Origin of the sequence: Nevskia soli (assembly GCF_903970205.1) — a bacterium.
In the GTDB taxonomy this organism is placed as follows: Bacteria; Acidobacteriota; Terriglobia; order Bryobacterales; family Bryobacteraceae; genus Bog-113.
Map to the genome: position 1 here is coordinate 1 of NZ_CAJCHS010000166.1, position 12,604 is coordinate 12,604.

General features: G+C 57.7%; 6 protein-coding genes. 4 read left to right on the forward strand and 2 right to left on the reverse strand.

The window, feature by feature from the left end; all coding sequences use genetic code 11:
• Positions 1–474: 474 nt before the first annotated feature.
• Both H1Y01_RS19965 and H1Y01_RS07520 read left to right on the forward strand, forming a co-directional pair.
• The gene (locus H1Y01_RS19965; RefSeq protein WP_367399778.1) at positions 475–759 is read left to right on the forward strand and encodes a HepT-like ribonuclease domain-containing protein; all 285 of its coding nucleotides are present in this window, start codon (positions 475–477) and stop codon (positions 757–759) included.
• The gene (locus tag H1Y01_RS07520) at positions 714–2,552 is read left to right on the forward strand and encodes a hypothetical protein (protein WP_180539826.1); all 1,839 of its coding nucleotides are present in this window, start codon (positions 714–716) and stop codon (positions 2,550–2,552) included. Before H1Y01_RS19965 ends, H1Y01_RS07520 begins: the two co-directional genes overlap by 46 nt.
• Positions 2,553–2,554: 2 nt before the next feature.
• Here the strand turns inward: H1Y01_RS07520 and H1Y01_RS07525 are convergent, their stop codons facing one another.
• The gene (locus H1Y01_RS07525) at positions 2,555–5,734 is read right to left on the reverse strand and encodes a protease pro-enzyme activation domain-containing protein (RefSeq protein WP_180539827.1); all 3,180 of its coding nucleotides are present in this window, start codon (positions 5,732–5,734) and stop codon (positions 2,555–2,557) included.
• Between the two features lie 241 nt (positions 5,735–5,975).
• Here H1Y01_RS07525 and H1Y01_RS07530 point away from each other — a divergent pair, with 241 nt between their 5' ends.
• On the forward strand, positions 5,976–7,976 hold the full coding sequence (locus tag H1Y01_RS07530) for an ATP-binding response regulator (RefSeq protein ID WP_180539828.1): 2,001 nt from the start codon (positions 5,976–5,978) through the stop codon (positions 7,974–7,976).
• A 106-nt stretch (positions 7,977–8,082) separates the two neighbouring features.
• Positions 8,083–8,832: a hypothetical protein gene (locus H1Y01_RS07535; protein ID WP_180539829.1), complete on the forward strand. Its 750-nt coding sequence runs from the start codon at positions 8,083–8,085 to the stop codon at positions 8,830–8,832.
• 79 nt (positions 8,833–8,911) lie between these two features.
• Here the strand turns inward: H1Y01_RS07535 and H1Y01_RS07540 are convergent, their stop codons facing one another.
• On the reverse strand, positions 8,912–12,328 hold the full coding sequence (locus tag H1Y01_RS07540) for a TonB-dependent receptor (protein ID WP_180539830.1): 3,417 nt from the start codon (positions 12,326–12,328) through the stop codon (positions 8,912–8,914).
• Positions 12,329–12,604 lie beyond the last annotated feature (276 nt).

The following is a 12,604-nucleotide window of genomic DNA, read 5'->3' on the forward strand; positions in this document are numbered from 1 at the left end:
CCGCATGCGGATCTGACCGGATTGCCGAATCTTGCGAGAGTGCTTGCGGTCATACTGAGGTTCCTTTCGATTCAGGGATAGCAGACGCGGCGAGGGTCTTAAGGGGAATTCGGGATTGTGATTGGATTTTGTGTTACTGAGTTCGGCATGACCTTTTGGTTCGCAACCAAGGATGAAAAGGCCATCCAGCCGGGTCGAGGAAGCCGTACAGCCCCACTCCGAGCCCGACCGAAAGGGAGGGTCCTCCGCTGTCAGCCGAGTTGACCCTATCCGGGTGGAACGGTGTATCTTGGGGGTCATTTTCGAGGGAGCGCCTCGCCACGGTTGCGGATGGCCGAAAGCCGAATCGATTTTGTCTGTCCTCCGTCTCACAGGCCGCCTTAGGTAAAGAACTCGTCAGAGTACGGCTTGAAAATCGGCTGGCGGATTTACTCCGGGTGAAGGTAGACCTTTCTCCCGCTCCCACGCTAAAGGATGGTGTTCGGGAGCGGGAGGCTGTGCTTGCCTCTTAGGAGTCCCAGCGAACTGCTTCGAGATATCCTGGACGCAATTCAAATGATCGAGCAGTTTACGGCCGGCATGGAATTCAATGCTTTCCGCGAAGATCCGCGGACAATCACCGCTGTCGAACGCAAACTGCAAATCCTCAGCGCAGCAACACGTCTGGGCGGGTTTGCGGCTGACTTACCTTTCCGCGGGATTAGAATCGTCCCATGCCGGTTCGAGTCTGGAAGTTCGGTTTGGGCTTATTGTTCATAAGCGCCATTTGTGAGGGGCAGGTTCCGCAGGTCCCGTGGAAAGGGTACGCGGTCTTAGGGAATGGCAACCTGACAGCTGTTTATTCCGACGATAGCCGGATCACTACTTCAACGCACGCTGAAGGCATACAGCATTTCTACTTCAAAGACTACACGGCGGATTATGTCGCCTCGACTCGTTTCCGGTTGCTAGGAGAAGATGGAAACGCCCTAACACCTGAGGCCGCGCCGGTTGTCGGGATGAGCAACTTCTTCACGACGCGCACCAGGACGCCCTTCGCCAATGGAGTTACTCAGACCGTACTGTGCTTCGTCGATCCGGATGGCGCGGTCGTCTCGTTGGTCGGCGCGAAAGGGAGCTTTCAGTTTACGGCGGCGTTGCGGGACACGATCAAGACGGATCAGACCATTGCGCTCCGCTCGCTCCGCCTGGTTAATGACATTGCGCTGGCGGAATGGTCGAACGGAACTGTGCTGGCGGTCGCTCCTAAGTCGGCACAAGACAAGATATCCGCAACGGGCGCCTCGGTCGTTGTCACGGGTTCGGGGTCGCAAGCTCAGGTGATGATCGTTCCGGCTAACTCAGAGGGCGAAGCGGTCGCAAAGGTCGCTCGGATGAGAAGTAAGGGTAACCTTGAGGCGGCTGCAGGTAAGTATTGGAATACCTGGATGGATAGCGGCAAGGCGCCGTCTATACCGGCGGAGTATCTGGAGGCTTACAAGCGCAACCTATATTGCGTGAAATCGGCGAACCTGAATGGCCAAATTCCGGCGGATATCACCGGGCAGTTCGTCACCAATAACATGCCGCAACTCTACCCGCGAGACGCCATGATGTGCGCGCGGGTTTTGTTGTTGAGCGGTCATGCGGATGAGGCCAGGCAGGTGATCGATTTCTGGGCACAGCCGCAGGTGCCGATGAAGAGTCCGGGTGAATGGTACGCGCGATATGACGCGCACGCGAAGGCGGTGGACGCGGGGAGCGGAGCGCGGTTCGATGAGCCGGAGTGGGACGCCAATGGTTACTACATTTACTTATTGAATGCCTACCATCGCGCGAAGGGTGTCTGGCCGGTGGATTCGACGCTGCTGTACTTACTGGCGGACTTTCTAGTCGCGCACATTGGCCCGAATGGATTGCTGCACGAGGGCGGCATCGTGGAGTGGACGGGTGATTTGCCGGCGACGAATATGATCGATGCCGCGGCTTTGTCTACCGCGACCCGGATGGCCCGTGAGTTCGGAGATAAGGCGAGATCAGTTCGCTATGCCGGGGCCTCCAAGAGGATTTCGGCGGCTCTATCTCAGATGTTCGATCCGGCGCGCCGGACTTATGGGGATGTGCGCTTTACGGGTGTGAAAGGCCCGAATGGCGAGAGTCTTCCCGGTAAGGGGCAGAAGCTTTCCTTATGGGACACGACCGCTAATGTCGGGGTGATCTGGGGATATCCGAACCATCGCGAGTTGGAGCTATCGAACGTCTTTTATAAGAACAACACCGTGAAGCTGGGAGGCGGGATGGAGTATTTCGACTCGCCGGACCCCGGGTTGGCGAGCTATGGCCACGGAGTTTTCTTCTTTACGACCGCTGCCGCGGCGGAGTATGAAACGTTACGCGGTCAGAAGTCTGCGGCGCAGGGTTACATCGATTGGATGATGCGGAACGGGAACTCGTATGGGTTGATGCCGGAACATATCTCACCGGACGGCGCCGAGGTAAGTCCGGCATCGCCGCTTTCGTGGTGTAGCGCGGAGTTCGCGGCGGCATTACTGCTTCAGTCGGAACGCCAATAGTGCTAACTGGGCGGCAGCAGGCTGTTGGGCAGAACTTCCTGCTCGGACCCGGTCTGCACATAGACCGGCTCGGGCTGAGTAATTGTGCCTTGAAGTTCAACCGAGAATGCGGTTGGGCTCGAGACGGATAGGTTGGACCAGGTGATGCCTTGCGGCGTTACTATCGTCGTCACGCCTTGCATGAAGTTTGTGTTCGCTGCCGTAACCGCAACCGTAACCGGCGAGCAACAGCTGAGCTGATTGGGCGTGACCGATACAATCGCAGGGCTGTTCACGGGCAGCAGCCAGTTGAAAGCGCCGCGCATGATGAAGACCGCCATTTCGCCCCGCGTGACTGAATCGTCCGGACAGTACATCCCGCCGCCGCAGCCGGAAGTGATGTTGTCCTCGGCCATGCGCTGGATGTAGTTGAAGAACCCGGCACTCGATGGGACATCGGTAAAAACCGGGGTGGGTGAGAACGTGAACGCAGCGCCGGCGTACCTCATGCGGATGATGAAGGCAGCCATTTCACCGCGCGATACGGGATCGTTCGGACAGTAGTATCCGGCGGAACAGCCCGTGGTGATGCCGAGTTCATAGAGCTTCTGAATCCAGTTATACCCGAAGCTGCCCTCGGGGACGTCCGCGAAGTAAGGGGTTTGTTGGTTCAAGGTAAAGTTATCGCCGTTATACACGGCGCGAACGATGAAAACCGCCATCTGTGCCCTGGTAACAGCGTCGTCCGGGCAGTACAGGGTTGGCGAGCAGCCGTCTGTAATCCCGTGGGAGTAGAACAGATTCACTGCATCAAAGAAAGGGTTGCCGGGGGGGACGTCGGTGAACGGGCCCGGAATAAAGTTCGCGGTGACGGATTGCGGAGTACTCATCACCACCGTCGTGGCGGGACTGACAGGATTGGCGACGCTGCCGGTCCAACCTGAGAAAGTCCATCCGGTGTTCTCCGCCGCGGTAAGCGGCACCGTGGTTCCCTGTTGGTAGGTCTGGCCGGTAAGGGGCTGCACGACACCGCCCGCCACCGGCGACGCGTTCACCTGCAGTAGATTTCCCGGCCCGGGCGGATCGGTGGTAAAGCTCAGGATCATACCGTAAGCGCTGCCGGCCGAATTCGAAGCCCACGCCTGGTAGAAGTATGTCGTGGAAGCGGCTAGACCGGTTAGGTTGAAACTTACCGGCGTTGCCGAGGTGCCCGCGCCCAGGTTGGTGCCGTCAACCGTTGTCTGGTTATCCATGGAACTGCTGGTGCTGTATTCGAACCAGGTCTGTGACTCTAGTCCGTTAGGGTTTACAGTTGCGGCGATTGTAGCGCTCGCGCTGGTGACGGACGAAGCTGGGGTGGTTACTACCGTTGGCGGTTGTTCTGAAGTGCCGGGAGCCTCCCAGGAAGTGACTAAATTATAGACATCGACAGTTCCGAGGCCGGTTACCTGATCGTAGCCCGGGCCCGCAAAGTAACCATAAGAGCCGGCCGAACAATCTAGCGTCCGTGCCGCGCAAGGCACCACATTCGTCCCGGTCGTGATGTCGTGGAAAGCAAGCGGGGCAGTTGCGGCAAGCTGATATAGAACGGGATTCACGTTGCCTAACCCAGGCTGGCTGATGTAACCGGCCGAAGTCAGGTATTGGTTCAAGAGCGCAAGAACGCCGGAGAAGACGGCGGCGCCGACGGAGGTTCCACCGACAATACCCAGGAAACCATTGGCGCACTCGCCATTCGTGCAGAAGACATATGGGTCGTGGTACGCTGATCCGCTCAAGGCGACGTCGGGCACATCACGGAAACCGTCGTTCGGGAAGCCTGTGCCGGTTTGCCAGAGGGGCGTGGGGTAGTAGGTGCTGACTCCTCCGCCGGACGCGTTCAGGACGCCTAACTGTATCGTGTCGTTCCAGGCTATCTCGGGGATGTAGCCCCGAGCGGACGCCAGATTGGTTCCATTCGAGCTATTCCAGTAAGTGCCGCCGTTTTCGTTAAATTCGGCGCCTCCGACGGCGGTAACTTCGGGAATGCTGGCCGGTACATTGACCGCCAGACCCAGCGTTGCTGCAGAAGCCGTTTGCGCGTTGCAGGCGGCGGCGCCGCTGTCGCCAGAGGACGCAACCCAGGTTATTCCTTCGGTGTTGGCCTGTTGAGCGGCGATTCCCAGCGCATCCAGATAGCTCCGGTTCTCCTGTTCGCATCCCCCATAACTCAGGCTAATCACGGGCGCAAGCGTGGGGGATTGATCAATCGCATAAAAGACGGAGTCAAACACATCCGACGAGTAGACATAAATGATGGACGCGCCCGGCGCCACCGCGCCTGCCCATTCCAGATCCAGATCTGCTTCGATAACATCGTCCGGGCTGAAGCCGGGGTCCGAGCCGTAAAGCACGGGCTGAGGCGGGTTCGCCGGAAGTCCGAACATGGAACGAAAGCCGGCTATATCGGATAACTCGACGTCGGTCTGTCCCGCGACGACGATCTTTTGACCGGCGCCGTCGACGCCCGTGACGTACAGAGGATTGATATCGTAAATGGCCGCGATGTCTCCGGGCGCAAGGTAGTGGGCGCCGTTGAAGGTCAGTTCGGGCCGCACGCTTCGGGGATCGTGGTGGAACGGGGCGGGATGAAAGTCGTCGAGCCCGCGGACGGCGGACACAACGTCCGCCAGAGCAGCCGGGATCGAAACAGTCGCGGTGTTTGCGAAGTACGTTCGTCCGTTTTCCTGGAAATAGTGGATGGGCGTGTGAAACGCTTTTTGTAAGTTGGCGGCCGTACCGGAACAAGCGATCCAATTCCGCCCGTTCGCCCTATAGGTAATTGACAATCCTTGCGCTTCGAGCCATCGGATAATTGCGACGAAATCATGGGGGCTTAATCCGAATTGATCGGCGAATTCAAAAGGCGTGAGCCATCGGTGGTAAGCCGGCGAAGATGGATTGCGCTGATCGAGGAGCAGCTGAGAAAGCGCCTTTCGCTGTAGATCCGAGGGTTTAAAAAGGAGGGTGACGGGCTGTATGACCCGAGACGGATCTACCGGTCCGGTATCGCGATCGGGCTGAGCGCCGGAGGGAATATCGGGGGGCAGCTCAAACAACGAGCTGTTACTTATAGGCGCAACGACGCGGTCCGACTGCGCCAGGAGTGCCGTATTTAGAAGTATTCCGCAGATCACGGCGGCAATCGATGCGCGGCGTTTCAACCCAACCTCTTACGACGCGGTGGCAAACTCCGCCGTTTTGTCTCCAATTGAATGCGGCGCTCATGTTCTGATTTCAGAAAACTTCTTAAGGTTATCGATGGGGGTGATTTATTTTGACTTAAAAAACACTGAATAAATTAAATATTACTGTGTACCCTTTGTAAATAGTGATAGTATTAGGCAGCGTTGTGAGTAAAAGTCAATAGTTATCCAGAGGTAATACCGCTTCGATTAGAAGATAATGAAGTCGACCGATCACGCGAAAATCCTTATCGTGGAAGACGAAGGGATGATCGCGAGCCATCTCGCATCGCGCTTATTGATAGCGGGATACGACGTTACGGGAATCGCGCAATCCGCCGAAGAGGCTCTAACGAAAATCAAGGAGCGCGCGCCGGAACTAATACTGATGGACATCCACATCAAAGGCTTAATGGATGGAATCGCTGCGGCGGCGGTGCTGCGGGAGCGTTCCGATGTCCCGGTTATCTATTTGACGGCGCACTCCGACCAGGTGACGATCGACCGCGCGAAGATGACCGGCGCGGCAGGCTTTCTGACCAAACCGATTCAGTATGCCGCCTTGGGCCACGCCATCGAGATGGCGATCCACAACCATCCATCGCGGCACGAAACGCGCTCCCAGCGGGCCTGGATGCGGACGGTTCTGGATACCATCAAAGAAGCGATTCTCGTCATCGACGGGGACCGCAAGGTGCAGTATCTGAACGCGGCCGCCGAAGCGATCACCGGCTGGCGGGATGAGGACGCCCATGGACTCGACGTGGAGCTTATTCTGCCGATTGCCGGACCGCAAGCGGGTCTACAGGCCGGAGAACTGCTGCCGCTGCCCGGCGACTGGCAGCCGCGCCGGCCTTTGCCCGAAGGGCTGCTCGCCAGCAAGCATTCCGGACAATGGTTTCGGGTCGAGGGCGAGGTGGCGCTCAGTGTTGACGGTGAAGAGGTGGTGGGAGCCGTCATTCAATTCGGCGATGCAACTTCCCGGCATAAGCAGGCGATGGATCTGCGCCACGACAATAAGATGCGGGAAGTGGGCCGGCTGGCGGCGGGAGTGGCGCATGATTTCAATAATCTGGTTTTCATTATTCTGGGATATACAGATGAATTACTCGAAAAGATGAAACCGGGCGTTCCGGAGTCCGACGCGTTGAGCAATATCCGTAAGGCCGGTGTAAACGCTGCGACACTTGCCGAGCAGTTGCTGACCTTCAGCCGCAAAGAGTCGAAGCAGAACAAGCTGGTCAATCTGAGCGAAATCATTCTGAGCGAGGAACAACTCTTCAGGCGGCTGGCGGGTGCGCGGATCGAACTGGAATTTCGACTGGATCAGAACCTCGGATTAGTCTGGGCCGACCGCGGACAATTGCAGCAGGTATTGACTAACTTGGTAACCAATGCCCGGGACGCGATACCCGCGGGGGGTGCGATCGTTATCGAAACCATCAATCGCGTCGTGCGCGGTGAGAGCGGCAGCGGCGGCGCGACCGATGCCGCCGGAAACGATGCCTATGTTCAGCTGAGGGTCACCGACACGGGTATCGGGATGAGCGCTGAAACAGCAACGCGTTTGTTCGAGCCTTTCTTTACGACTAAGAAAGTGGGTAAGGGAACCGGTCTGGGGCTGGCGATCGTGCATAACATCGTCGAGGGCCTGGGCGGGACGATTCAGGCGGAGAGCGAGCCCGGCAGAGGGAGCGTATTTACAATCTGCATTCCGCGCGCGTCGGCGCAGGATACGGCGCGGGAGCCTTCATCTGAACCGCCGGTCGACTCACCATTGCCGCACGCGCCCATCCTGGAAGAAAGCGACGCCGCCACCGTCCTACTTATTGAAGACGAATCCGGAGTGCGGCGCCTGATCCTGGACTACCTTGCGGGCAGTGGCTATAACGTTCTTGAGGCCGGCTCCGGGGAAGAAGGGATTCGCGTAGCGAAGCAACACCTTGGACGAATTGACTTACTGATAAGCGACCTGTTGATGCCGAATCTTGGGGGATTCGAGATCGCGCGCACACTGGTGCAAACGCGGCCGGGATTGAAGATTCTTTTCATCTCGGGATATGCGGCGGATTTTGATGAAGATGAAGGACAGCCCGAAAGCGGGAAGCCCCCGCCCGGTACTCGCCTTCTGCTGAAGCCGTTTCCCAGGGCGGAGTTTCTAAAGAATGTCAGGGAACTGCTGGCGCAGGAAGTAACACTAAGCGCGGGGGCGCATCGCTGATAATCCGTTCGGCAAGCACGCCGGCTGTCGCTCGGCCAGTGGTTATCGCGGTAACTGCAAATGTGGTTATTGCCTCTTTGGACTTCCGGATCGATGATTCGATTAGATGCCGAGAATTCCAAGGTTGCTGTTCACATTGGTGATCGCGTTGGCGCCGACCTCCTCCGGAAGCGCATGGCAGATGGACAGCATGCCGGGAATGGATATGGGCGGTAAGGGAAGTAAGGGCGGCAAAGGCGATATGGGCGACATGGGCCCAAGCATGGCGGCAATGGCCGGACATATGATCATGACGCCGGTGCGGCCGAAGCAGCCCGGCGATGAGGAAAGAGCAAAGGCGGTGGTAGCCGAAGCGGAAGCAGCCATGGAGCGCTACAAGGACTCCAGGAACGCCATTGCCGATGGTTACGTATTCGCGAACCCCGAGGTGAAGCAGACTCAGTATCACTTCATGAACGAGCCGAATGGGATCGCGGCCAATACCCACTTCGACCCGACCAGGCCCACCGCGCTGCTTTACGTGAAGCCGCACAAAGATTTCAAGTTAGAAGGCGTGATGTACACGGCCGACCCGCAAGCGACGGAAGACGACTTAAACCAGCGCATCCCGTTGAGCATCGCCCGATGGCACGAGCACGTAAACTTCTGCGCGGCTCCGGCCGATCTCACCAACGAGTACTTCGGCGCTCATCCTAAGTTCGGTATGTTCGGCTCCATCAAGACAAAAGAGGCGTGCGACGCAGCGCGAGGCAACTTTCATCCGTATGTATTTACGTGGATGATTCACGTGTTCCCATACGAGAAAGACTTCAAAAATGTCTTCTCAATGAACGATGACGTGATGCACGTTAAATGACTCTGCACTCGCGACCGGCGGTGATGCCTCGGTCGCGAGTACAGCGAGAGTGAGATAGGCTGTGGGACCAACGCGTCCGTCAGAAGACGAACTTGGCGCCCAGCTGCACGTTGCGGTTTCCATTGTAGAGCCCGGTGATCGTACCGGATCCACCGGCGCCGCCGGGCGTGCCGCCGCCGATGTACGCGGAGCCGACGTTCACGCCGAAATTCGCGTGATTGAGCGCGTTGAAGGCCTCCAGCCGGAGCTGCAGCGACATCGTCTCGGAGAACTTGATGGACTTATAGATCCCTGTGTCGAGATCCAGCGACCCGGGCGCCCGGAATGAATCGCGTCCGGTCATGTTGGCCGGGAAGGGACCGAAATCCGAATCGCCCGTCTTGGGATTAATGTACGTGCTGGTCGGAATCCCTCCTGCGCCGAAGGTGTAGAGCGTATAGTTGTCGGTGCCCGACGCAATGCGCGTGGCGCCGGGGACGGGGGCATTCGTGACCACGCGGGTGTAGATCGCGTAGTCGCCGCTCAGATCGTAAACGTTGAACGGAGCGCCCGTGCGGGCCGTGAAAATGGGTGCAAATTCCCAGCCATCCAAAACGTACTTGGCTACGCCGTGCAAGTGCCGGGCGAACGGAATCTCCCAGATCGTCAGCAGGGCGACGCGATGCCGGTTGTCGAACTCCGCGCTGCCCTTATCCACGGAAGGATTCTGGAAGTCGGTGTAGCCCAGGTTGAACTGATTGTAGGAACTGCTGAACGTATCGCTGAGATCGTCGATGGCGTGGCTCCAAGTGTAGTTGGCGCGCAGTGTGACGCCTTCGAATTGCGCGATGTCATAGCGGACGTTCAATGAGTTGTAAGAAGAGCTTCCGCCGGCCCCGCGGAGATTGACTGCGGAGTACTGCGTATTCAACGGGGCGGCGCAGGGGTCGGGACCGCCCGTCAAGGTGTCGCCCGGGGTGCAGGCGATGCCGCCGTAATAGTTGCCGGTGCCCGGGAAGTTCACCGGGTTGATGTCGTACTGATGCACGCCGATCGATGCGGAATAGTCAACTTCGAGTTTGTGAGTGCCCCATAGAGCGTGTTCAATCGAAGCACTGATCAGATGAGCGTAGGCCTGCGGAATGTTCGGCTCAACCGCGCGCAACTCGGAAGGAGGCAGGGCCGCCGAACCGGATGATCCCGAAAGAGGGCCGGCATTGCTGACGCTGATCGGTATACTCGCGATGTTACTGCCGGCGACTAAGTCGACGACGGCGTAGTTGGGCGGGTTGAACAACACGTTATAGGTAACGTTACCGAAGTTCCGCTCATAGCCGATGCCGTAGCCGCCGCGGAAAGAGGTCTTGCCATCGCCGAATACATCCCAGGCAATTCCCACGCGGGGACCGAAGTTCGTCCACTTAGGCGACCATAACGATCCAACCGCGCTGTCGGGAGCCGGCGAAACAGCGCCTTGTTCCACATTTTGGATGAACAGCGGGTTTTGAGGCTGGACATTATAGGGGTAGTAGAAGTTGGAATCGAGATACTTATTCGAGTTATGCTGCGCGCCGAAGTACTCCCAACGCAAACCGAGGTTCAGGGTTAAACGCTTGGAGATCTTCCAGGTGTCCTGCACATACAGAGCGGATTCTTCGTAGCGATTGCTTCGCGAGAAGTTCGGAGGGCCCACCGGCAGCGTGATGGTGCAAGCCGGCGTCTGCACACCGTTTACGCAAGGATAATCGCCCTGGGGATAAATCGCCGCCGCGAACGAGTAAACCTGACCGGCAATGAAGTTATCAAGACCCTGTCCGATACTCAGGCCGAGAATATTATCGGCTTCTTCGTAGGCGCCGAAGCTTCGATTGTCACGAATGTAATCTTGCTTTCCGCCGAAGCGGATACTATGCTTGCCGACATTGACGCTGAAATCCTGATACATCTCACCGATGTTTTGAGGTCCGCCAAACGGGAGAGCGTTCCCCGGGCTGTACGGACCGTAGCCGGGCAGCGCGACATTGAAATTACCGATAGTCGTCGCCGAGTTGGAAGCGCCCAGGAAGTAAGTGGGAACGACGCCGGCTGTTGAGAGCCCCTGATCCACATTCAGACGGTTGAAGTCGAGTTTTGTCTGCGAGACGAAGTTGGGATTAAACACGTGCACCAGGGACACGGCAATCGCATTGTTGAATGTGGTCTGGCCCGTGTTGTAGCCGGCGTATGGGCTGTTGACCACGGAGCCCGCAAAATCGTTTTCGCTATAAATAGCGTAGCGCGCCCAGATGGTGGTTTTTTCGCTGAGGTTATAGTCGACCTTCGAGACGGAGTCATACGTGTTCTGGGGAGAGCCGGCGCCCGCGTTTGCCGGCACCGTGTAGTTGACCAGGTCAAACATCGGCGCATTGGGATTGTAAGTTAAGCAACCCGCGCTCGCATTCGAGCAAGGATCATTACCTTGCGCCGCTAACTGATTCCGGCTAAAAACGCCGAGCGTGCTCACGCCCGTGGCGAGCTTTCCGTAGGCCGCGAACACGGATTGGGTGTTCGGCGCCGACGCTGCGATCAGAGCGGCGTCGGGAATGTAAGCTTGTTCATTCGCCGAGCTCCGGACACGCGTCCACTCGGTATTGTTAAAGAAGAATAACTTGTTCTTCTTGACAGGTCCGCCGATCGAATATCCGAACTGGTTAAAAACGTAGGTCGACTTACCGATACCTTCGGCGTCATTCAAGAAGCTATTCGATGCCAGATCGGAAACCCGGTTGAACTCGTAAGCCGTGCCATGGAAAGCGTTGGTTCCCGACTTAGTCGTGACGTTGATGATTCCGGCCGACGCGCGGCCCACTTCCGCCGTGAAGTTATTCGTCACGATACCGATTTCCTGCACCGAATCGAGCGGCACCGTCTGACCCACCGACGCGGTGAACTCGTCGTTGTTGGAAACACCATCGAGCAGGATATTCGTGCTCGCGGAACGAAGGCCGTTAATCGCCACGCCCGCGCCGCGGCCCGACGGGTCGTCTTCGCTGACGTTGCCCGAGGTGACGACCAGCGAGTAGGGATCGCGCGAGAGCGTCGGCAGTTCCAGAATATCTTTAGTAGTGAGGTTTTGCTGGATCGTCTGCGTTTCGGTGTTGATGGTGACGGCGCTCTCGGTGACCTCAACAACGGTGCCGGTTTGTCCGATCTGGAGTTTTACATCCAGGCCGACCTTTGTGCCGACCGCCAGCGTCACCTTCGACTCATAGGTCGTAAACCCCGGCGCGGTGACCGTGACGCTGTAATCCGCGGGTTCCAGGTTCGGGACCGTGAACAGGCCCGATGAACTCGTCGTGGTTTCGCGGGTAGCCGCCGTGGCCACGTTGGTGACCTTGACTGCCGCATTGGCTACCGAGCCGCCACTGGCGTCAAGCACGGAGCCGGCGATCTGACCTGTTTCCGCCTGTCCAAATAACTTGGCTGACCCTAACGATAGGACCGCCGAAAGCGCTAGTAAGGCCGAAGCCTTTTTCATGTTTTTCCCCCAATTTTGGAATGTGAAACTTCGGGCAGCGAGTCCCCGCCACCCGACGGCGCGACGACAAGGTTGCGGCGACGTGTCGGAACGTTTAGATTTCCAACGAAAGAGTTCGAGCTATGGGCGCATGAGCAAGCACGCCTAGCGCCAAATGTTCAAACATATTAATCTAAACGGGTTAGGTCTCCGTGGGCTCAGGTGAATATATGGATTTTGGGAGGATTTCAGGAGCTAGCCCTTCTAAAAAGCGGAGGTATTTCCGAGGCCATTCCG